A 21,167-nucleotide genomic window follows, 5' to 3' on the forward strand; every position below is an offset into this window, starting at 1 on the left:
TAGCCTTTCGCAATTCAGCCCCAGACTTCAAGGGCCCCCTAGGCAAGCAAGGAGAACCCGTGGCCGACTCGCGCGATGAGAACGTCACCTGGCTGACGCAGGAGGCGTACGACCGCCTGAAGGCGGAGTACGAGTATCTCTCGGGCCCCGGGCGCGTCGACATCGCCAAGAAGATCGAGGCCGCCCGCGAGGAGGGCGACCTCAAGGAGAACGGCGGCTACCACGCGGCCAAGGACGAGCAGGGCAAGATCGAGGCTCGCATCTTCCACCTCCGCCAGACGCTCGACAGCGCCAAGGTCGGTGAGGCTCCCACCGCCGAGGGCATCGTGGGACCGGGCATGACCGTCACCATCCGCTTCCAGGGCGACGAAGAGGAAGTGACCTTCCTGCTCGCCTCCCGTGAAGAGCTCGGCGCTCCGATCGACGTCTACTCACCCAAGTCGCCGCTCGGCGCGGCGATCAACGGCAAGAAGATCGGTGAGAAGGCGACCTACTCGATGCCCAACGGCCGTCAGAACACGGTCGAGATCCTCGAGGCCGTTCCGTACGTCGGCAACTGACTCCTGAGGAACACCTCCGCCGGGCCATCACGGGCCCGGCGGACTTTTCGCATGTCTTCCCGCAGGCGCCGCCGCCCGTCGAGATCAAGCCGGGCATCCGCGGCGACCTGGCCTTCCTCTTCCGGCGCAAACGCCGCTTCGACCTGCGCAGGTTAATCCCCTACATCGTGGGCTCGCTCGTGGCCGTGCTGACGCTCGACCTGATCATCCTGTACGGCCCGCCGTCGCAGTCCTCCGCCGCGCCCGCCGTACAACAACGCGACTCCAGCCTCACCGGCGCCGTCACCGCGCCCACCCAGGGCCCGCCCCAGGTGGCGCCCCTCGGAAAGCTCCACGCGCCCAATCTCTTCGTCGTCACCCCCAGGCCCTTCACCAACCAGCTGCTGCGCAAGGTCGCCAAGCAGGGCGGAGTGCGGGCACTGGAACTCGCCGACGCCGCCACCGTCACCATCGACGGCAAGCAGGTGCCGACACTCGGAGTGGACCCCTCGACCTTCCGCGCCTACACACCCAAGGTCACCGCCAGGGCCGACGCGCTGTGGAACCGGCTGGCCGCGGGAGACCTGGCCGTGTCGTTCGTGCTCGGCACCGACGGCGGACTGTCGCTCAACCGCCAGGTCAGCGCCGCGGGCGGCTCCCTGCGGGTCGGCGCCTACGCCACCACCGGGTTCGGAACCATCGACGCGATCGTCTCCCGGGAGACGGGACGCACACTCGGGCTGCCGCGAGGCAACGCGCTGATCGTCAGCGCCCCCTCGGCCGACTCCTCGGCCCTGCGGCGAAGCCTGCTGAAGGTCCTGCCCAAGGGCACCCAGGTCGCCACCGTCAACCCCGTCGTCCCGGCGCCGACGGCCTTCAACGGATCCTTCATGTCACGCGACCAGCTGCTCGTGGCGTTGAAGGCGGCGATCAGCAAGCTCGGGCGGCCGTACGTGTGGGGGGCGGAGGGGCCGAACTCCTTCGACTGCTCGGGGCTCGTGCAATGGGCCTACGCCCAGGCGGGCGTGCGCATGCCGCGCGTCACCCACCAGCAGTGGGTGGCGGGGGTGCAGGTGCCGCTGAAGGACGCTCAGCCGGGTGACCTCATCTTCTGGCGCCACGACCCGACCAACCCCGGGTACATCTCGCACGTGGCCATCTACTGGGGTGACGGGCAGATGCTGCACGCGCCTCGCACGGGGGACGTGGTCAAGCTCGCCCCGGTGACGACGCGCAACCTCGCGGGAGTGGTCCGCGTCAACCCCGAGGCCGCCTCCCGGGTGCGCTGAGCCTTCCCCCGCCTTCCCGCCCCCCCGCCCGCCCCCGGTCCTGCTCGGGCCGTGGACCTCTGACAGTGACCGTCCGTAGGAGATCCCTTCTCCCGTGGGCGTCAGGCCGCGTGTCAGCACCATGACAGTCCCGTATCAGAGCCGCCCGCCATCGTGTTCTCCACAGCACGAAGCACTAACCAAGGAGACACACCCATGACCCACGACAACGGCGGCTTCTCCGAGTCCGGTCTGCGCAACCTGCGCGGGGTGCTGGCGCGGCACGTCGACTCCGGGAAGATCCCCGGCCTGGTGGCGCTGTTCAGCCGCGGCGGTGAGACCCACGTCGAGGCGCTCGGCACGATGCAGCACGACGGCGGCCGTGCGATGAGCCGCGACACGATCTTCCGTATGGCCTCCACCTCCAAGCCCCTGTCGATGGCCGCCGCGATGGTGCTGCTCGACGAGTGCCGTCTGCGGATGGACGACCTGGTCGATCAGTGGTTGCCCGAGCTGGCCGACCGTCAGGTGCTCAAGCGCGTCGACGGCCCGCTGGACGACACGGTTCCCGCCCGTCGTCCGATCACGGTGCGCGATGTGCTCACCTCCACGTTCGGCCTGGGCATGGACATGACGGCCATCGGCGCCCCGATCATGAACGCGGTCTTCGAGAACGGCCTGACCCCCGACCTGCCCACGCCGATGCCCGAGCCGGACGAGTGGATGCGCCGCCTGGGCACGCTGCCGCTGATGCACCAGCCGGGCGAGCGCTGGCAGTACCACATGAGCAACGACCTGGTCGGTGTGCTGGTGGCCAGGGTGACGGGCCGGCCGTTCGAGGAGTTCCTGCGCGAGCGGATCTTCGAGCCGTTGGGGATGAAGGACACCGGCTTCCACGTCCCGGAGGACAAGATCGACCGGCTGCCCACGCTGTACGCGCCCGACCCGCAGACCGGCGAGTTCCACGCGTGGGACGAGTCGCAGGGCGGCCGCTGGAGCGCGCCCCCGGCCTTCCCCGGTGGCGGCGGCGGGCTGGTGTCGACGGTGGACGACTACCACGCCTACTTCCGGATGCTGCTCAGCGGCGGTGTCCACGGCGGCGAGCGCATCCTGTCGCGTCCGGCGGTGGAGTTGATGACGACCAACCGCCTCACCCCGGAGCAGAACGCCGTCCGCAACGCGATGGCGACGAACAACGTGCACCTGTCCTTCGGGCAGGGCCAGCACGGCGGCTGGGGGCTGGGCATGGCGGTGCGCACCTACCGGGGCGACTACGCGCCCATCGGCCAGTTCGGCTGGGACGGCGGCAGCGGCACCTCGACGTACGCCGACCCGGACAAGGGCGTGACCGGCCTGCTGCTCACCCAGGTGGGCATGTCGGTGGGCAACTCGGCGCGGCTGATCCACGACTTCTGGACCAGCCTTTACCAGGCTGTAGAAGACTGACCCAAGAGGTCAGTTTTCGAGAAGCCTCCGCCTCTGCCCCCTTCCTACGATGAGATCCGACGGAGGGAGAAGATCGTGACGAAGGAAGCGGGCAAGAGCTTCGACGGTTTCACCGAGGCCGAGCGTGACGCGATGAAGGAGCACGCCAAGGAGCTGAAGTCGGCCGCCGGGCGGCGCGGCTCGGGTACGGCGAAGCGGGACGCGGAGCAGGAGGTGCTCGAGAAGATCGCGGAGATGCCGGAGCCCGATCGGGCGCTCGCCGAGCGGGTCCACGCCATCGTCAGGGCGGCCGCGCCGCAGCTGGCCCCCAGGCTCTGGTACGGCCAGCCCGCCTACGCCAAGGACGGCAAGGTGCTCTGCTTCTTCCAGGGCGCCTCGAAGTTCAAGACGAAGTACGCGACGTTCGGCTTCCAGGACGCCGCGCACTTCGACGACGTGGGCATGTGGGCGACGGCGTTCGCGCTGACGGAGCTGACGCCCGAGCACGAGGCCATGTTGTCGGAACTGGTGAAGAAGGCCGCGGGTTAGTCCTCCGACAGGCGGCGGGACTCGGAGGCGGCCCAGGTGAACACGCCTCTGGCCATGAGCGATGCCTCGCTCGCGGCGCGCGTGCCGTTCACCTCGGCCCGGATCTCGTGCAGGCCCCGATCAGCGGGGGCGGCCTGGACGGCGAGTTCGGCCAGGTGCCCGGCCAGGCGGTGGTCGCCGTCGCGCAGCGCCTGCAGGGCGGCTTCGCCGAGCCGTACGGCTCCGCCCGCGAGGTCGGCGAGCCTGGTGGCGAGCACGGCGTCGGGCGAGGGCTTGAGGTGGGCGGGGTTGCCGTCGTACCAGCCGCCGTACTGCCTCCACAGGTTGCGTACGACGAACTCCGGCTCGTCGTACAGCGCCTTGAGGTAGGGCCGGTCGCCCAGGTGCGACGGCGGGCGTACGGCCTGCACGATCGTGTCGAGCCGCTCGCCGGCGTTGAGCAGGTCGAGGGTCTGGCCGACCATCGACTCCAGCCATTCGGCCGTCTCGACGAGTGCCTGCTCGACGCGGTCGGCGCCGAAGATCGGGGCGCCGTGGCTGGGCAGCATGATCTCGGCGCCGAGCGTGGCCATGCGGCGCAGGGCGAGGGCCCATTCGCGCGGATAGCGCTGGACCTTCTGCGGGTTGCCGCAGTTGGGCGTGACCCAGATGAACATGTCGCCGGGCAGCAGCACCCGGGCTTCGGGCACGTAGGCGACGGTGGCGTCGTCGGTCTCGCCCTTGGCGTGGAACATCTCGAAGGTCCATCCGGCCCGCTTGACGGTGAGCTCGTCGCGGTAGGACAGGTCGGGCTGCCGGTATTCCGTGGGCCAGGTCAGCCCGGGCGCCTGGAACTGGCGCTGGTTGATGACGGCGTTGTAGCCGTTGGTGAGCACGTAGCGCTCGAAACGGGCGACGACGGCCTCGTGGGCGATGACCTCGGTGCCGTGGCCTTCGGCGTCGAAGGGTTCCATGCCGGAGACGTGGTCGATGTGCCCGTGCGAGAAGATCGCGGTGACCAGCGGGTCGGTGCTCCAGCCGCGGACGCCTTCGTGGAGCTTGGCGGCGCCCATCGGGTTGCCGGTGTCGAACAGGGCGAGCTCGCCCGAGCCCTGGAAGGCGATGGTGTTGCCGAAGCCGCTGTAGAAGCCGATCCCGTCGATGATGTCCTCGACGGGGCGCCTGCCGGGGGAGAAGGAGGCGATGTTGTCGGACTTCTCGCCGCGCCAGACGGCGTCGGCGTGCTCACGGATGCTCATCTGCCCACCTTTCGTCACAGCGGGAGGCGGGCACAAGCGGCGCTCGTCCCCTTCACAACCCCGCAGATTGTGAAATGTCACAATCGTTGGGTGAGTGCAGAAGAGCTGGCCGCCGCCATCGCCGCCCGCTGCGAGAGCCGCGTCAACAGCCTGACCCGCGAGATCGTCGCCGAGCACGAGGCCGTGCTGCCCGGTTTCGCCGAGTTGCACGGCGGCATGCTGGAGGTGGAGACCGCCTCGACCACTCGTCACGGCGTGCGGTTGTTCCTGCGGGTCGCGCAGGGGCGGGGCAGCTCCGACCAGGACATGCGCCTGTTCCGCGAGCGGGCCGCCCAGCGCATGAGCGACGGCGTACGGCTGACCACGCTGCTCAGCGGCTACGCGGTGGGGTACCGGGCGATCTGGCGCATGCTCTGCGAGGAGGCCGGGCCGGGTGAGGAGGCGGGGCTGCACCGGCTGGGCGAGCTGATGGTCACGGCGCTGGAGCGCACGATGACCGCGGTGTGTGAGGCGTACCTGCTGGAGGCCGAGCTGGCCCGGCGCGGCGAGGCGATGCGGGCGGTGGCCCGGCTGCTGCTCCAGAGCCCGCCCACGCGGGAGGACCCGACCCCGGACCCCGGTGTGCCTGGCGTGCCGGGTGTTCAGGCCCTGGCCGCTCAGCACGGCATCACCCTCGAACCCTCCTACCGCGTCCTGGCCTTCACCCTCCGGCACCCCGGCGCGCCGCCCGCGGTGAGCCGCCGCCGCCACGCCGTCCAGGGTGCGCTCGACCGGCTGGCGGCGCAGCCCGTGCTCACCCTGTTCGACCAGCACGCCGGCCACGCCCTGCTCCCCGCCCGCCTCGCCGTACCGACGGCCAAGCTCGGCAGGCGGCTGGTCGAGGCGGCCGGTCCCCTGCACGCGGGCCTGGCGAGCGCGGACTCCCTGACCGACATCCCCGCGACGTCGCGCCAGGCTGCCCGCATCGCCCAGGTCGCCGCGGCCTGCGACCGCCCGCCCGGCGTCTACGAGCTCGGCGACGTCCTCGTGGAGTTCCACCTGAGCACTCCCGGCCCTGCGGCCCAGGCCCTGTCGAGCAGGCTCGCGCTCCTGGAGCCGTCGCTGGTCGCGACCCTGGAGGCCTTCTTCGCCGCCGACTTCGACCGCCGCGCCACCGCGGCGGCGCTCACGGTGCACCCCAACACCGTCGACAACCGGCTGGCCCGCGTCGCGGAGGCGCTGCAGGCCGATCCTCGTACGGCGGGCGGCATCCTGCTCGTCGGCGCGGCCTTGGCCGTACGGAGACTTGAAGGGTTTCATTTCCGGCAAACTGTGTAATCATCATTACATGGAAAGCGATGAAGTGATCGCCCAGCTCAGAGGCTGGTTCAACGGCCGCCTCCCCGACGGCTGGTTCACCGGGCCCGTGGAGATCGTGCTCGATCGCGAGGAGATCGCCGTCGTCGGCAGGCTGCCCGAGCCGTCGACCGAGTCGGAGGTCGAGAAGGCCGCCCAGATCGACGGCCTGGTCAGGCGGTTCCGCGAGGAGACCAGGGAGCGCCGCATCGAGGTCGCGCGCGAGGCCGAGCACCGCTTCCGCCGCAAGGTGGCCTGGGGGGTCGTCTGCGGTGACGAGACAGTGATGTTCACCACACTGTCAGTGCCCGTTATGACCCGGTTGCGGCAGTCCGAGCGGCAGGTTCTCGACACGCTGGTGGCCGCGGGCGTGGCGCGCAGTCGCAGTGACGCACTGGCGTGGTGCGTCCGCCTCGTCGGCAAGAACACCGACACGTGGCTGAGCGAATTGCGCGACGCACTGCAGCATGTGGACCGTGTCCGAGCGGCCGGACCCGACGTCGGCGGCGGGAAAATGGACTAAACCACTCGCGCTATTGGTTTAGACCACCCTGAATGGACTGAACCAATGGCGCGAGGTCTTTCTTTAAACCCGATCCTCCTGGGTAGGCTCCCCTTTCACCTGCGGCGACACTCGTCCAGAGGTCTATGCCAATTGGCCTTGGCGGCGAATTGTCGTTAATGATGTTTGAGCCCAGGAGAGAGTGGAGGAGCCGAAGCCGTGTCCGTATCCGTCGAAGTAAAAGCCCCGACGACCAATGGCGAATTGGCCGCGTGGGTGAACGAGATCGCTGCCCTGACCCAGCCTGACCGGATCGAGTGGTGTGACGGGTCGGAGGCCGAATGGACTCGCCTCACCAACCTGCTCGTCGAGCAGGGCACCTTCACGCGCCTGGCCAAGCGGCCCAACAGCTTCTACGCCAAGTCCGACCCGACCGACGTGGCCCGGGTCGAGGACCGCACCTACATCTGCTCGGAGCGTCGTGAGGACGCCGGGCCCACCAACAACTGGATCGCTCCCGCCGAGATGCGCCAGACCTTCGGCGAGCTGTTCGAGGGCAGCATGCGCGGCCGCACGATGTACGTCGTGCCGTTCTGCATGGGCCCGCTGGGCGGCGAGATCTCCCAGGTCGGCGTCGAGATCACCGACTCGCCGTACGTCGCCGTCTCCATGCGGATCATGACCCGCATGGGCGCTCCGGCGCTGCGCGAGATCGAGAAGCGCGGCGAGTTCGTCAAGTGCGTGCACTCCGTGGGCGCCCCGCTCGAGGCCGGGCAGGACGACGTACCGTGGCCGTGCAACAGCACGAAGTACATCAGCCACTTCCCCGAGACCCGCGAGATCTGGTCCTACGGCTCCGGCTACGGCGGCAACGCGCTGCTCGGCAAGAAGTGCTACGCCCTGCGCATCGCCAGCGTCATGGCCCGCGACGAGGGCTGGCTGGCCGAGCACATGCTCATCCTCAAGCTCACCCCGCCCACCGGCGAGACCCGCTACGTCGCCGCCGCCTTCCCGAGCGCCTGCGGCAAGACCAACCTGGCCATGCTGCAGCCGACCATTCCGGGCTGGAAGGTCGAGACGATCGGCGACGACATCGCCTGGATGCGCTTCGGCAAGGACGGCCGCCTCTACGCGATCAACCCCGAGGCCGGCTTCTTCGGCGTCGCGCCCGGCACCGGCCAGACGACGAACGCCAACGCGATCAAGACCCTCTGGGGCAACAGCATCTTCACCAACGTCGCCCTCACCGACGACGGCGACGTGTGGTGGGAGGGGCTCACCGACGAGCCGCCCGCGCACCTGACCGACTGGAAGGGCCGCTCGTGGACCCCTGACAGCGACGAGCCCGCGGCGCACCCGAACGCCCGCTTCACCACCCCGGCCTCCCAGGCGCCGACGATCGCGCCGGAGTGGGAGAACCCCAACGGCGTGCCGATCTCGGCGATCCTGTTCGGCGGACGCCGCGCCACCGCGGTGCCGCTGGTGACCGAGTCGCTGAGCTGGCAGCACGGCGTCTTCCTCGGAGCCAACGTCGCCTCCGAGAAGACCGCCGCCGCCGAGGGCAAGGTCGGCGAGCTGCGCCACGACCCCTTCGCGATGCTGCCCTTCTGCGGCTACAACATGGGCGACTACTTCGGCCACTGGCTCAAGATCGGTGAGCGCGAGGGCGCCCAGCTGCCGCGCATCTACTACGTCAACTGGTTCCGCAAGAACGCCGACGGCCGGTTCATCTGGCCCGGCTTCGGCGAGAACAGCCGCGTGCTGAAGTGGATCGTCGACCGCCTCAACGGCGAGGCGGCGGCGGTCCCTTCTCCCATCGGCCTGCTGCCCAAGGAGCTCGACACCGAGGGCCTGGAGATCGCGCCAGAAGACCTCGAGACCCTGCTCAGCGTCGACACGTCGGTCTGGCGTGAGGAGGCGTCGCTGATCCCGGCGCACTTCGAGACCTTCGGCGACCACCTGCCCAAGGAACTGTGGGAGGAGTACCAGGCACTCGTCGACCGACTTGCCTAAGATGGGCGGTCTGTGAGCGCCTTACTGACGATCGTCGCGGTCGGCCTGGTCGTCCTGACCTTCACGACCAGGTCCCTGCTCGGCCGCGCCCGTCGCCGCCGGCCGCCCGCCGACCTGAACGGCCTGTCTCCCTACGAGCTGGCCTTCCTGGCGGGCGGCGCCCGGCGTGCGGCCAACACCGTCCTGACCGTGCTGGCCAGGGCGGGCGCCGTCCGGGTGGCGCGTGGCGGATGGATCACCCCGGTGTACGGCGCGGCGCCCTCGCCCGTGCCCATGGAGCAGGCCGTACTCGACCTGCTGGCCCACTCCGGCGGTTACCGGGCCTCCGACCTGCGCCGGGCCCTTGAGGCTCACCCGGCGATGGCGGGGGTCGTCGGCTCCCTGCACGCGCGCCGGCTCCTGACCTCCAGCCCGTCGGGCAACGTCGGCGTGATGAGCGTCGTCGTGGCGGTCACCGCCCTGTTCGTCGCCGGAGTCGCCGTCCTGCGGCCCAGCGCCGGCCCCCTGCTCTTCGGCGGCCTCGCCCTGCTGGCCGGCCTGATCTCGCTGGCCACCCTGGCCAGGCCGCTCCACAACGAGCCCACCGCCGACGGCATCGGCCTGCTGGTGCACGAGCGCCGCCGCCACCGCTCGCGCGCGAGCGCGCACTCCTCCGGCGTCGCCTTCCCCGTCGCCCTGTACGGCCTGGGCGCCTCGGGTGACCCGGAGCTCATCGGAGAGCTGTCCACCTCCGATTCCGGCTCCGACAGCAGCGGGTCGTGCGGATCCGGCTCCTCCTGCTCGTCGGGATCGTCGTGCTCCTCCTCGTCCTCCTCGTGCGGTTCCTCCTCCGGCTCCTCCTGCGGATCCAGCAGCTGATCGGGAACCACAACCAGAAGGCGATTCGTCTTACGGGCGTGGAGCTCGGCATCGGCATCGGGTGGCGGTCGGAGATCGATCTCACCGTGGAACGCCTGGAGGGCGTCGACTTCGTGGAGGTGATCGCGGAGAACCTGCATCCGCCTCGGCTCCCTGAGTCCCTGACGATCCTGCGCGGACGCGGCCTGCCCGTGCTGCCGCACGGCGTCTCCCTCGGCATCGGCGACGCCGCCCCGCCCTCCGCCCGGCGGCTGGCCCACCTGGCCGCCTGCGCGGAAGCGCTGCAGGCTCCCCTCGTCAGCGAGCACCTGGCCTTCGTCCGAGCGGGTGGCATGGAGGCGGGACACCTGCTCCCCGTGCCGCGTACCCGCGAGGCGCTGGACGTCGTCGCCGAGAACGTGCGCCGCGCCCAGGACTCCCTGCCGGTGCCGCTGGCGCTGGAGAACGTGGCCGCGATCTTCGGCTGGCCCGGCGACGAGCTCACCGACGCGCAGTTCCTCACCGAACTGGTCGAGCGCACCGGAGTGCGGTTGCTCATCGACGTGGCCAACCTCTACACCAACCAGGTCAACCTGGGCCTGCCCGCCGTCGAGGCGCTCGACGGGCTGCCGCTGGAGAGCCTGGCCTACGTGCACGTCGCGGGCGGTTACGAGCGCGACGGCATCTGGCACGACACCCACACCACCAGCGCTCCACCGCAGGTGCTGGAGCTGCTCGGCGAGTTGTGCGCGCGGGCGAGCCCACCCGGCGTGCTGCTGGAGTGGGACGACGACTACCCGAGCGACGCCGTGCTCGCGGACGAGCTCGGCCGGATCAGGAAGGTGGTGTTCCATGGACCGTAACGAGCTGGCCTACCTCAGCGGCGGCCGCAGCCGGGTGGCCCTGGCCGCTCTGGGGGAGCTCGTCCTCGACGGGAGGATCCGGGTCAGCCGGTTCGGGCGGCTGACCCCCGTGGCCGGCGCCGTCGGGCGCGACGCTGTGGAGATGGTCGCGCTCAACCAGACGAACTCCCTGCGCTCGGCCTGCGGCCGAGTCGCCCGCGACGGCGCCGTCCGTGCGATCGAGCCCGGCCTGCTGGCGCGGGGGCTGGCCAGGAAGGGCTGGCTGGGGATGGGCCTGCGGCCCACCGCCGAGGGCAAGCAGCTGCTGAAGGAGGCACGCCGGCTGGGCGGCGGCCCCGGGGTGATGATCGCCCTCAACGGGTTGCGCGGCATCCCCGACTCCAAGGTCCGCAAGGTCTTCGGCCGCGCCACGTCGTCATCGAGCGGCGGCTTCGTCCACGGCGGCGGCGACGGCGGAGGTTGCGGCGGTGGGGGCTGCGGTGGCGGCGGTTGCGGTGGCGGCAGTGGCTGACACCGGCCGATTCGACCGCGACGGCCTGGCGCACCTGCGGGGCGGAGCCCGGCGGGTGGCACTCGCGGCGCTGGCCGAACTCCTGACCGACGGCCGGCTGCGCACCGACCACGCCGACCGGCTCTACCGGGTCGACGGCGCCCAGGCGGCCGACCCGGTGGAGGCGGCCGCGCTGGAGAGGCGCGGCGACGTGCGCGGCGCCCTGCGCGAGCTGTCCAGGCACGAGAGCGTGCGTGCCGTGGGGGAGCGGGTACGGCGCAGCGGACTGAACCGGCGGGGGCTCCTCGGGACGAAACCCACGGCGGAGGGCGCCAGGCTGATCGAGGAGGCCAGAGGGCACCGGCGCAGGGTGGCGATCCGTGTGGCACTCGACGGGGTGGAGGGGATCCCGGAAGGGCCGATCAGGAAGCTGTTCGTCAGAGCGGGCGCGGGGCCCATCCGGGGCACGGGCGACGGCGGCTGGACCGGTACCGGAGGGGAAGACGGGGGAGGGAGCGGTGGGAACGACTGACGCCCGGCCGTCCGAGGAGGAGGCCAGGCGGCGGCTGGGCCAGGCCCAGGAACGGCTGCTGGCCGCCCTGGTGGCGGGCGGGGAGCCGCCCGCGGGCTTCGACCCGGTACGGCTCGGCGCGCAGGCCAGGAGCCTGGTCGCCAAGCGGCGCTCGGTCGTCGCCCGCCTGCGGCCTGACGCCTTCGAGGCCTCGGGCGCCGATTTCCGGTCCGACTTCGACGCCTACGCGGCGTCCCGGAGCGCTCCGCCGCCGGGGTACCGGGCCGACGCGGACGACTTCGCCGCCTGGCTGGTGGCCCAGGGCAAGCTGAAGGTGAGGCGCACGCCGCTGAGCCGCTGGCGGCGACGCAAGGGGTGACCCAAGGGCTGCCCGGTGTTCCCTACGACCCCGGCAGGGTCACGGTGACCTCCAGGCCGCCCTCCGGCCGCGGACGCAGGTCCAGGGTGCCGTGGTGGGCCGCCACGATGGCCGCCACGATCGACAGGCCCAGCCCCAGCCCGTCGGCCCCGGCCCGGCGCCCGCCCTCCAGCCGCTGGAACGGCTCCAGCAACGCCCCCACACGCTCCTGCGGGATGAAGGGCCCGCTGTTGGCCACAACCAGCTCCGCTCTGCCCTGCCGTACGCCCGTGGACACCCGCACCCACCCGTCCGGCCCGTTGTAACGGCGGGCGTTGTCGAGCAGGTTGGCCACCAGCCGCTCCATCAGCGCCCGGTCCCCGAGGAAGGGCGCGGGCCGGGTGCCGCCGGCCAGCACGGCCAGGTCGAGCGGCTCGCGCCGGGTGAGCCCCTGCTGCCCGCGCGCCAGGACGAGGAGCGCCTCGATGAGCCGTTCCTGCTCCTGCCCTGCGGCGACCATGCGCTCCAGCACCGCCCGCAGGTCGGCGCCGGGGTCGGCCAGCGCGACCTCGGCCATGGCCCGCTGGAGCGTCAGCGGGGTGCGCAGCTCGTGGGAGGCGTTGGCGACGAAGCGCCGCTGCGCGGTGAAGGCCGCCTCCAGCCGGTCCAGGAGCTCGTCGAAGGTGTCGGCCAGTTCCTTGAGCTCGTCGTCCGGGCCGGAGGCGGAAAGGCGGCGGTCGAGCCGGTCGGCGGTGATGCGTCGCACGGTGGCGGTCATGCGCCCGAGCGGGGCCAGCACGCGCCCTGACATCACCCAGCCCAGCCAGGCCGACACCAGCGCCATCGCACCGAGCCCGATGAGCGAGCTGCGGACCACCCGATCGCTCTCGGGGAACGGGGAAGGCACGTCGAGCTGCCCCGGCGCCACAGGTGCGGGCGGCGAGGGCAGGAACCTGAAGACGAAGAAGACCACCACGATCAGGGCCACGGCGCTGGCCAGGAAGAGCCCCGAGTAGAGCACGGTCAGGCGCAGCCGTACGGTCCGTCTCATATCCGGTATCCGGCCTGCTGCACGGTCTCGATCAGCGGCGGTTCGCCGAGCTTGCGACGCAGGCGGCTCACGGTGACCTTGACGGTCTGGCTGAAGGGGTCGGCGTATTCGTCCCAGGCCCGCTCCAGCAACTGCTCGGCGGAGACGACGGCGCCCCGGGCGGCCAGCAGCAGCTCCAGCACGGCGAACTCCTTGGGGCTGAGCGCCAGGCGCCGGCCGTCGCGGGTGGCGATCCTGGTGGCGGGATCGAGCCGCAGTCCGCCGTGGACCAGCACGGGCGGCAAAGCCTGGACCGCCCGCCGGCCCAGCGCCCTGATCCTGGCCACGAGCTCAGCGAAGGCGAACGGTTTGGCCAGGTAGTCGTCGGCGCCGAGGCCGAGCCCGGTGACCTTGTCGTCGATGGTGCCGGCGGCGGTCAGCATGAGCACCCGCGCCGGATGCGAGGCCAGGGCGCGGCACACCTCGTCGCCGTGGACGACCGGCAGGTCGCGGTCGAGCAGGACCACGTCGTAGTGGTGAACGGAGGCCCGCTCCAGCGCGGCGGCGCCGTCGAGCACGACATCGACCGCCATGCCCTCGCGGCGTAAGCCGGCGGCCACGGTCATGGCCAGCTCCTCGTGGTCTTCGACCAGCAGCACTCTCATGGTCTCTCCAGCATGCCCGGCCGGTGGTTACAGCACGGTAAGCATCGCCGTTCCCGTGCGGTAACCGGCCGGCGGCTTGTCTTGGACTCATGAGAATCCTGTTCGCGACCGCAGCGGTCGCCCTCGGCCTGTGGGCGGTGCCCTCGGGCGCCGCCGCCCCCACCGACTCGGGCCCCGCCTTCACGGCCTGCATGCGGGCCCACGGCCTGCCGGACTTCCCCGACGTCACCTTCTCCTCCGACGGCCTGGTCAACCTCGACATCAAGGGCGAGCGCGTGGACGTGATGTCCGACACGTACGGCGCGGCCGTCGAGTCCTGCGACTACCTGCTTCCTGACGGCTCCGCGGTGCCCGGCAGACCGCAGGCTCCGCCCGCGCCCGAGCTGTAGACATCGCGGGGCAGACCTCCTATGTTCGCCCCGTGATTGTCGACGCGCACCAGCACTTCTGGAACCTGGAGACCGGCTCCTACCCCTGGCTGACGCCGGAGCTGGGCGTGCTCCACAGGACCTACGCCCCCGCCGATCTCCTGCCCCATCTGGAGGCGGCGGGGGTGGAACGCACCGTGCTCGTGCAGGCGGCCGACTCGCTCGACGACACGGAGGCGATGCTCGCGCTCGCCGCGGAGCACGACTTCATCGCCGGAGTGGTCGGATGGCTGCCGCTGATGGACCTCGGCGACACCTTGGAACGCTACGGCGACCGCCTCAAGGGTGTCCGCCATCTGATCCACGACGAGCCTGATCCCGACTGGCTGGGCAGGCAGCCCGTGCTGGAGTCGCTGGGCCGGCTCGCGGAGGCGGGGCTGAGCTTCGACGTCGTCTCCGACCTGCCCCGCCACCTGGAGCACGTCGAGACCATCGCGGCCAGGTACCCGGAGCTGAGGCTGGTGATCGACCACCTGTCGAAGCCGGACGTCAGGGCGGGAGAGTGGGAGCCGTGGGCGGGGAACCTGGCCAGGGTCGCCCGTTTCCCCAACGTGCACGTCAAGGTCTCGGGCCTGGTCACCGAGGCCGACCACGAGAACTGGACCGTCGAGGACCTGCGGCCGTATGTGGAGTACGCGCTGGAGCTGTTCGGCCCCGAGCGGCTGATGTGCGGCAGCGACTGGCCGGTGGCGCTGCTGGCAGCCGACTACGAGACGGTGTGGACGGTGCACAGCGCCCTGCTGGCCGGGACCGATCGTGACAAGGTGCTCGGTGGCACGGCTGTGGAGTTTTATCGCCTATAGGGCGGGATATCTCTCCTGAATGGGAGGACTTCGCTGCGTTGACGGTTCGTATCTGAGCGTGACGCCCGTGGTGTGCACCGACAGCGTCGGCATGCCGTACGAGGTCACCCTGGCCCTGCATCGCGACGGCTCGCCATACGGGAGCGTCGGCGAGCGGTGCGGGTGGTTCCTGGCGCGGCTGGCGCGGGGCGTGGACGAGGCGCGGCGTTCCGGCGACTGGCCCGATCCGGAGGACAGGTTCCCCGACGACGAGCCCGACAGCGAACTGTTCTGCTTTCGTTATCGCTCCCGCTCGGGGCGCATGGGCGGCGGCGAGCTGCGCTGCCACCTGCGCACCATCCCGATCTGGGTGCCTGCGGGCGAGTGGCGTCTGACCAGGCGCGCCTACGTGGAGGCGTGGGGCAGTCAGGGCGCGGGACTTCGTGCCGTCCTGACCTCCTCGGAGCTGGCCGACTTCGTGCACGGTCTCGTCGAGGAGGCCGAGCGCTGCCTGGGTGGCCGTGATCTCACCAGGAATCCCATTGAGGGAGCGGGCAGCCGCCATTCGCGGTGATAATTGCCTGTTGAGGCAATCACCACCGGGAGGGCTCCGTGGGCCTGCGCGATTTGGTCTACCGGCTGTACGAGCGACGGCTGGAGGCCAGGTTGTCCGTCGCCGACGGCATGCCCCGGCACGTCGGCGTCATCATCGACGGCAACCGCCGATGGGCCAAGTCCATGGGGCTCGACGACGTCAGCCGGGGCCATCGCAAGGGCGCCGACAAGATCTCCGAGTTGCTGTCATGGTGCAGCGAGGCCGGTGTCGAGGTGGTCACCGTCTGGATGCTCTCCAGCGACAACCTGAACCGTTCCAAGGACGAGCTCGACTCCCTGCTGCGCATCATCGAGGACGTGGTGCAGGAGCTCATCGCCGAGGGCTGGCGCATCTGCCCGGTCGGCGCGCTCGACCTGCTCCCCGACAGGACCGCCAATGTCCTGAAAAATGCTAAAGAAGTCACGTCACATCGCCCAGGTCTGATTGTGAACGTTGCAGTTGGGTATGGTGGAAGACGTGAGATTGCCGATGCGGTGCGCTCACTCCTCCAGGAGCACGCCAGCAAGGGGGCGACCATCGAGGACCTCGCCGAGGTTCTCGATGTGGAGCACATCGCGGAGCATCTCTACACTCGCGGCCAGCCGGACCCCGACCTCCTCATTCGCACGAGTGGGGAGCAGCGGTTGTCCGGCTTTTTGCTGTGGCAGAGTGCCCATTCGGAGTTCTACTTCCACGAGGCCTACTGGCCCGACTTCCGGAGGGTCGACTTCCTTCGGGCACTGCGCGACTACGCCGCGAGGCATCGGCGTTACGGATCCTGAAACTGGGTATCCAGAACGTAGCGTCGAACGCTCTGGAGAGGGCCCGCCCTTGCGCATTGACCTGCTGAGGGGGGCCGGAGCCCGGCACCTTGACGTGGGTGCGGGTCCGGTCCGATTCCCACCTCGTCTGCAGGGTGCCCACCCCACCGGGCACCCGGGGGAGAACGTGTGGCAGTGTCCTCGAGTAACAACCCTCCCACCAAGCGCACCTACGTGCTTGACACTTCGGTCCTGCTGGCCGATCCGGCGGCGCTGACGCGCTTCGCCGAACACGACGTGGTCCTCCCGATCGTGGTGATCACGGAGCTGGAGGGCAAAAGGCATCACCCGGAGCTCGGTTTCTTCGCCCGGAAGGCGCTGCGCTACCTGGATGACCTGCGCGTGCAGTACGGCAAGCTGGATGAGGCCATCCCGGTCGGCGAAGGAACGATCAGGGTGGAGCTGAATCACAGCGACCCCTCGATCCTCCCCGTCGGCTTCCGCCTCGGCGACAACGACACCCGCATCCTGACCGTGGCCCGCTCGCTGGCCGCCGAGGGCTGCGACGTGGTGCTGGTCTCCAAGGACCTGCCCATGAGGGTCAAGGCGGCCTCGATCGGCCTGACGGCCGAGGAGTACCGCGCCGAGCTGGTCGTCGAGTCCGGCTGGACGGGCATGGCCGAGATCCATGTGAACGACGAGGACATGGCCTCGCTCTTCGAGAGCGGTTCGGCCGAACTGGAGGAGGCCAGGGAGCTCCCCACCCATACGGGCCTGCGGCTGCTGTCGACCAAGGGGTCGGCGCTCGGCCGGGTGCTGCCCGACAAGTCGGTCAAGCTCGTGCGCGGCGACCGCGAGGTCTTCGGCCTGCACGGCCGCTCCGCCGAGCAGCGCATCGCGCTCGACCTGCTGATGGACCCGGAGATCGGCATCGTCTCGCTGGGCGGCAGGGCCGGCACCGGCAAGTCGGCGCTGGCGCTGTGCGCGGGCCTGGAGGCGGTCCTGGAGCGCCGCCAGCACCGCAAGGTGGTCGTCTTCCGTCCCCTGTACGCCGTGGGCGGCCAGGAGCTGGGCTACCTGCCCGGCAGCGAGGGCGAGAAGATGGGCCCCTGGGCGCAGGCGGTCTACGACACGCTCGGCGCGGTCACCACGCCCGAGGTGATCGAGGAGGTCCTCGACCGGGGCATGCTCGAGGTGCTGCCGCTGACCCACATCCGCGGACGCTCGCTCCACGACGCGTTCGTGATCGTCGACGAGGCGCAGTCGCTCGAACGCGGCGTGCTGCTGACGGTGCTCAGCCGCATCGGCGCCAACTCGCGGGTGGTGCTCACGCACGACGTCGCCCAGCGCGACAACCTGAGGGTAGGCAGGCACGACGGCGTGGTCGCGGTGGTGGAGAAGCTCAAGGGCCATCCGCTGTTCGCCCACATCACGCTGACCAGGTCCGAACGCTCCCCGATCGCCGCGCTGGTGACCGAGATGCTGGAGGACGTCACTCTCTAGTGGCCTTGAGGTCGGTGGCGCACTCGTAGGTCCCCTCGGACGTCACGGTGATCCCGTCATCGGCCTCCCGCTTGATCTCCACGCGCAGCAGGAAGCTGTCGTAGTTGCGGATCGCGGTGCAGACGATCTGCGTGGTGGCCGCCTCGGTGAGGCGGCCACCACTGATGTAGACCTCGAGCGTGGTGGGCCGTTCCTCCTCGACGCGCGGCGAGACGCCGCCGTCGTTGCGCGGGGTGGTGCGCGAGCCCTCGAACGTCAGGTCCTGCAACGCCGTGTTGGTGCCCTTGCGCCGGTCGGCGAACAGCTGCGTCAGCAGCGAGTCGTAGTCGGGATCACGCAGCCGGATGGGCGCGCGGTAGGGCTTGCTCCCCTTGTAGAGCACGAGGAAGTTCTTGGGCGAGGGGATCGCCGCGACCGGCGCGGGGATCCCGGTCTCCGTGACGTCGCTGGGCGCGATGCCGCAGCCGGCGAGCAGCGTGGCGGTGGCGGCGAGGGCCAGGATCCGTCGTCTCATGCCGGCGGGAACCAGACGGTGAACAGGGTGCCGGGCTGCTGGGCGCGTACCGAGATGGTGCCGCCGTGCAGGTTGGCGTTGGCCCTGGCGATGGCCAGCCCCAGCCCGCTGCCCTGGCTGCGCGCCCGGCCCGCCCCGACCTTGTAGAAGCGGTCGAAGACGTGGGGCATGGCGCTGAGCGGGATGCCCTTGCCGTGGTCGCGCACCTTGACCTCCAGTCCGTTGTCCGTGCTGCGCGCGGTGATCAGCACCGGGGGAGCGCCGTGCTTGAGCGCGTTGCCGACCAGGTTGGAGACGATGACGTCGAAGCGGCGCGGGTCCAGGTTGAACGTGAGGCTCTGCGGGGTGTTGACGCGCACTCCGTCGCCCCAGCCGCGCATGTCGAGGGCGTCGGCGATCGCGTCGGCGACGTTGACGGGCTCCAGCGAGAGCGTGGCGGTGCCCGCGTCGAACCTGCTGACCTCGATGAGGTGCTCGACGAGCTCGCGCAGCCTGGCGACCTCGTGCAGCACCAGCCGTACGGCTTCCGCGGGCTCGTCGGGCAGCCGGTCGGCCTCCTCGGAGAGCATGTCCGCCACCGCCGTCATGGCGGTCAGCGGGGTGCGCAGCTCGTGCGAGACGTCGGCGACGAAGCGGCGCGACATCGCCTCCAGCGCACGCAGCTCCGCCACGCTGGTCTCCAGCGCCGCCGCGGCGTCGTTGAACCGCACGGTCAGCTCGGCCAGCTCGTCCTGGCCGTGCACGGGCAGGCGGGTGTCGAGCCGGCCTCCGCCGAGGGCCTGGGCGGCGGCGCTGAGCCTGCGGACGGGCAGCAGCACCCGGCGGGCCGAGGCGAGCGCCACGGCGAGCGCGATGAGCAGGGTGATGCCGCCCGCCTGCAGGAGCGCCTGGCGCAGGAAGGCCAGTTGCAGCTCGTCGTGCTTCAGCGGCACGAACATGAACGCGCGAAGGCCGGTGCCCTCGACGAGGCTGCCCGTCTCGTTGGTCCGGCTGACCTCGGTGCCGACGATCAGCCACAGCTCGTTCCTGATCACCCGGCGCTGGGTCACGAACCCGCCGCCCGCCCTGCCGCGCAGCTCGCTGGGCAGGTCGTGCTCGGTCATCACGTGCTCTGAGTCGCTGTAGAGGTTGCGGCCGTAGGTCAGGATCACGTGGCTGCCGGGGGTGTCGAGCTGGTCGGCCAGGTGCTGCAGGTCCAGGTCCGTGGCGTCGCTCTCGCCCTCGTGCAGCTTGCCGATGGGGAACTCGATCTTCTGCAGCTGGCGGGTCATCAGCTCGATGGAGGAGTCCTCGGTCCGCTTGATCAGCGCGTTCTTGGCCAGCTCGAATCCGATGCTCGCGACGAGGACCGACGAGATCACGGCCACCCCCGTGAACGTGATCACCAGTCGCGCGCGAAGGCCGGCGGGCATGCGGATCACGGAGGGCTGAACCGGTAGCCGAAGCCGCGGACGGTGTGGATGTAGACCGGTTCCGCGGGGCGTGGCTCGATCTTGGCGCGTACCCGCTGCACGCAGGCGTCGACGAGCCGGGAGTCGGCCACGTGGGTGTGGTCCCACACGACCCGCAGCAGGTAGCGGCGGTTGAGGACCTGGCCGGGGTGGCGGACCAGTTCCAGCAGCAGCCGCAGTTCTGTCGGGGTGAGGTGGATCTCCTTGTTGGCGAGGGTGACCTTGAGCGCTCCTCGGTCGATCATCAGGTCGCCGAAGGCGATGCGGTCGGAGGCGGCCGACTCGGCGCGGCGCAGGATGGCCCGGATGCGGGCGTCCAGCACGCGGGGCTCGACCGGCTTGACCACGTAGTCGTCGGCTCCCGCCTCCAGGCCGACGACCACGTCGAGGTCGTCTCCCCTGGCTGTGAGCAGGATCACCGGCAGCTGGTCGAGTCTCCTGATGCGGCGGCACACCTCGACGCCGTCGATGCCGGGGAGCATCACGTCGAGGATCGCGATCTCGGGGCGCCGCGAGCGGATGTGGTCGAGCGCCTCTTCCCCTGTGGCGTAGGACGTCACGGAGTGTCCCTGCCGGGTCAGCGCCAGTTCGAGCGCAGTCCGGACGGACGGGTCGTCTTCGACCAAAAGGATGCCAGCCACGCGCACATTATTAATCCTTCTTGTCTATATGCGTGTTCTGTCACGAAACCGTGATGTGACCAACATCACAAATAGACATAAATCGCTCGGCAGCCAGGTGGTTTCTTCAGAGAGCGCCAACTAAATGTCGGGTTTCGGTTGCGGACCACCCCCCTCCACAGGGCAAGCTCTGGTGCGTGTTGAGACAGCGCCCGAAGTCCAAGGCCCCCAAGAGGGCGATCATCGCCGGCGCATCGGTTCTGTTCGTGCTGGGCGGCGGGGGATACGTGGCCTACCGGGCGGTGCAGAACGCCAACGCACCCGTGACCCCGGTCGACCCGCTGCAGATCGGCGCGCTCGCCCAGGGCTACATCCCCGACGCCGAGAACGACGAGCTCAAGTCCGCGGCGGTCCAGGCCTACAAGAAGGACCAGCTGGAGAAGGCCCACGCCGGGGCCAAGCGGCGGCTCGACCCCGTCGACGTCAAGGACCAGGCCCCCGGAGGCAACGGCTTCCCGCCGGTCAACTTCCCCCCGGGCAGCGACCCCGACCCCGGCAGCAACAAGGCGATCGCCAAGGAGATGCTGGCCGCCTTCGGCTTCGGCGAGGAGCAGTGGGGCTGCCTGGAGAAGTTGTGGCACAAGGAGAGCGGCTGGAACGAGCGGGCGATGAACCGCTACAGCGGCGCCTACGGCATCCCGCAGTCGCTGCCCGGCACCAAGATGGCCAGCGCGGGCTCCGACTGGCAGACCAATCCGGCCACCCAGATCAAGTGGGGCCTGGGCTACATCAAGGGCAGGTACGGCTCGCCGTGCGGCGCCTGGGGCCACTCCCAGGCCAAGGGCTGGTACTGACACCCCCCAGCCTCGGCAAGCCTGCGCGCGTGGCCG

General features: G+C 70.4%; 24 protein-coding genes. 18 read left to right on the forward strand and 6 right to left on the reverse strand.

All coding sequences use genetic code 11. The features are described 5' to 3' along the window. Positions 1–59: 59 nt before the first annotated feature. The 4 genes from greA (at position 60) to HNR30_RS34935 (ending at position 3,781) form a co-directional block, all read left to right on the forward strand. On the forward strand, positions 60–560 hold the full coding sequence (gene greA, locus HNR30_RS34920; protein WP_181614363.1) for a transcription elongation factor GreA: 501 nt from the start codon (positions 60–62) through the stop codon (positions 558–560). 167 nt (positions 561–727) lie between these two features. Next, a complete protein-coding gene (locus tag HNR30_RS34925; protein WP_312894840.1) occupies positions 728–1,828 on the forward strand; it encodes a C40 family peptidase in 1,101 nt (366 codons plus the stop codon). 195 nt (positions 1,829–2,023) lie between these two features. Further along, entirely contained in the window at positions 2,024–3,253 is a 1,230-nt protein-coding gene (locus HNR30_RS34930; RefSeq protein WP_181614364.1) for a serine hydrolase domain-containing protein, read from the forward strand. A gap of 75 nt (positions 3,254–3,328) precedes the next feature. Then, entirely contained in the window at positions 3,329–3,781 is a 453-nt protein-coding gene (locus HNR30_RS34935) for an iron chaperone (protein ID WP_312894841.1), read from the forward strand. On the opposite strand, the gene HNR30_RS34940 is transcribed toward HNR30_RS34935, so the two are convergent. Next, complete coding sequence (locus tag HNR30_RS34940) at positions 3,778–5,019, reverse strand: alkyl sulfatase dimerization domain-containing protein (protein WP_181614365.1); 1,242 nt, start codon at positions 5,017–5,019, stop codon at positions 3,778–3,780. The two genes, HNR30_RS34935 and HNR30_RS34940, sit on opposite strands and share 4 nt — an antisense overlap. Positions 5,020–5,109: 90 nt before the next feature. Between HNR30_RS34940 and HNR30_RS50410 the strand changes: the two genes are divergently transcribed. The 8 genes from HNR30_RS50410 to HNR30_RS34980 all read left to right on the forward strand — a co-directional run bounded on the left by HNR30_RS50410 (position 5,110) and on the right by HNR30_RS34980 (position 11,949). Then, positions 5,110–6,336, forward strand: a complete 1,227-nt coding sequence (locus HNR30_RS50410) for a PucR family transcriptional regulator (RefSeq protein ID WP_181614366.1) — start codon at positions 5,110–5,112, stop codon at positions 6,334–6,336. Positions 6,337–6,346: 10 nt separating this feature from the next. After that, positions 6,347–6,877, forward strand: a complete 531-nt coding sequence (gene abmR / locus HNR30_RS34950) for an ATP-binding transcription factor AbmR (protein ID WP_181614367.1) — start codon at positions 6,347–6,349, stop codon at positions 6,875–6,877. 198 nt (positions 6,878–7,075) lie between these two features. After that, the gene (locus HNR30_RS34955) at positions 7,076–8,869 is read left to right on the forward strand and encodes a phosphoenolpyruvate carboxykinase (GTP) (protein WP_181614368.1); all 1,794 of its coding nucleotides are present in this window, start codon (positions 7,076–7,078) and stop codon (positions 8,867–8,869) included. A gap of 12 nt (positions 8,870–8,881) precedes the next feature. Continuing rightward, the gene (locus tag HNR30_RS34960; RefSeq protein WP_181614369.1) at positions 8,882–9,727 is read left to right on the forward strand and encodes a TIGR04222 domain-containing membrane protein; all 846 of its coding nucleotides are present in this window, start codon (positions 8,882–8,884) and stop codon (positions 9,725–9,727) included. Continuing rightward, a complete protein-coding gene (locus HNR30_RS34965) occupies positions 9,628–10,569 on the forward strand; it encodes an MbnB/TglH/ChrH family RiPP precursor modification enzyme (protein ID WP_312894842.1) in 942 nt (313 codons plus the stop codon). The genes HNR30_RS34960 and HNR30_RS34965 overlap by 100 nt, the downstream gene beginning before the upstream one ends. After that, on the forward strand, positions 10,559–11,080 hold the full coding sequence (locus HNR30_RS49610) for a TIGR04222 domain-containing membrane protein (protein WP_181614370.1): 522 nt from the start codon (positions 10,559–10,561) through the stop codon (positions 11,078–11,080). The genes HNR30_RS34965 and HNR30_RS49610 overlap by 11 nt, the downstream gene beginning before the upstream one ends. After that, on the forward strand, positions 11,073–11,591 hold the full coding sequence (locus HNR30_RS34975) for a hypothetical protein (RefSeq protein WP_181614371.1): 519 nt from the start codon (positions 11,073–11,075) through the stop codon (positions 11,589–11,591). Before HNR30_RS49610 ends, HNR30_RS34975 begins: the two co-directional genes overlap by 8 nt. Next, positions 11,578–11,949, forward strand: coding sequence for an SCO6045 C-terminal-like domain-containing protein (locus HNR30_RS34980; protein WP_181614372.1), 372 nt, complete (start codon positions 11,578–11,580; stop codon positions 11,947–11,949). Before HNR30_RS34975 ends, HNR30_RS34980 begins: the two co-directional genes overlap by 14 nt. 22 nt (positions 11,950–11,971) lie before the next feature. On the opposite strand, the gene HNR30_RS34985 is transcribed toward HNR30_RS34980, so the two are convergent. Together HNR30_RS34985 and HNR30_RS34990 are read right to left on the reverse strand one after the other, a co-directional pair. Then, complete coding sequence (locus HNR30_RS34985) at positions 11,972–12,979, reverse strand: sensor histidine kinase (RefSeq protein ID WP_181614373.1); 1,008 nt, start codon at positions 12,977–12,979, stop codon at positions 11,972–11,974. Continuing rightward, positions 12,976–13,623, reverse strand: a complete 648-nt coding sequence (locus HNR30_RS34990) for a response regulator transcription factor (RefSeq protein WP_181614374.1) — start codon at positions 13,621–13,623, stop codon at positions 12,976–12,978. Before HNR30_RS34990 ends, HNR30_RS34985 begins: the two co-directional genes overlap by 4 nt. Before the next feature lie 89 nt (positions 13,624–13,712). Here HNR30_RS34990 and HNR30_RS34995 point away from each other — a divergent pair, with 89 nt between their 5' ends. The 5 genes from HNR30_RS34995 (at position 13,713) to phoH2 (ending at position 17,692) form a co-directional block, all read left to right on the forward strand. Continuing rightward, a complete protein-coding gene (locus HNR30_RS34995) occupies positions 13,713–14,012 on the forward strand; it encodes a hypothetical protein (RefSeq protein ID WP_181614375.1) in 300 nt (99 codons plus the stop codon). Positions 14,013–14,044: 32 nt separating this feature from the next. Further along, positions 14,045–14,854 (forward strand): amidohydrolase family protein, encoded by an 810-nt coding sequence (locus HNR30_RS35000; RefSeq protein WP_181614376.1) that lies wholly within the window; start codon positions 14,045–14,047, stop codon positions 14,852–14,854. Between the two features lie 58 nt (positions 14,855–14,912). Next, the gene (locus HNR30_RS35005) at positions 14,913–15,407 is read left to right on the forward strand and encodes a hypothetical protein (RefSeq protein WP_312894843.1); all 495 of its coding nucleotides are present in this window, start codon (positions 14,913–14,915) and stop codon (positions 15,405–15,407) included. A gap of 38 nt (positions 15,408–15,445) precedes the next feature. After that, positions 15,446–16,210: an isoprenyl transferase gene (locus HNR30_RS35010; protein ID WP_181614378.1), complete on the forward strand. Its 765-nt coding sequence runs from the start codon at positions 15,446–15,448 to the stop codon at positions 16,208–16,210. Positions 16,211–16,378: 168 nt separating this feature from the next. Continuing rightward, a complete protein-coding gene (phoH2, locus tag HNR30_RS35015) occupies positions 16,379–17,692 on the forward strand; it encodes an RNA 5'-3' helicase PhoH2 (protein WP_181614379.1) in 1,314 nt (437 codons plus the stop codon). Here phoH2 and HNR30_RS35020 read toward each other — a convergent pair. From HNR30_RS35020 to HNR30_RS35030, 3 genes are read right to left on the reverse strand one after another with little or no spacing between them, the layout of a single operon-like run. Continuing rightward, positions 17,682–18,206, reverse strand: coding sequence for a hypothetical protein (locus HNR30_RS35020; RefSeq protein WP_181614380.1), 525 nt, complete (start codon positions 18,204–18,206; stop codon positions 17,682–17,684). The genes phoH2 and HNR30_RS35020 overlap by 11 nt on opposite strands. Continuing rightward, positions 18,203–19,618 carry an ATP-binding protein gene (locus HNR30_RS35025; RefSeq protein WP_220134320.1) on the reverse strand — a complete coding sequence of 472 codons (1,416 nt, stop codon included), beginning with the start codon at positions 19,616–19,618 and terminating at the stop codon, positions 18,203–18,205. Before HNR30_RS35025 ends, HNR30_RS35020 begins: the two co-directional genes overlap by 4 nt. A gap of 5 nt (positions 19,619–19,623) precedes the next feature. Then, positions 19,624–20,298, reverse strand: a complete 675-nt coding sequence (locus HNR30_RS35030) for a response regulator (protein WP_181614382.1) — start codon at positions 20,296–20,298, stop codon at positions 19,624–19,626. A 176-nt stretch (positions 20,299–20,474) separates the two neighbouring features. Here HNR30_RS35030 and HNR30_RS35035 point away from each other — a divergent pair, with 176 nt between their 5' ends. Further along, complete coding sequence (locus tag HNR30_RS35035; protein ID WP_312894844.1) at positions 20,475–21,131, forward strand: aggregation-promoting factor C-terminal-like domain-containing protein; 657 nt, start codon at positions 20,475–20,477, stop codon at positions 21,129–21,131. The last annotated feature ends 36 nt before the right edge of the window (positions 21,132–21,167 follow it).

Source organism: Nonomuraea soli, assembly GCF_013761175.1.
Taxonomy (GTDB): Bacteria; Actinomycetota; Actinomycetes; order Streptosporangiales; family Streptosporangiaceae; genus Nonomuraea; species Nonomuraea soli.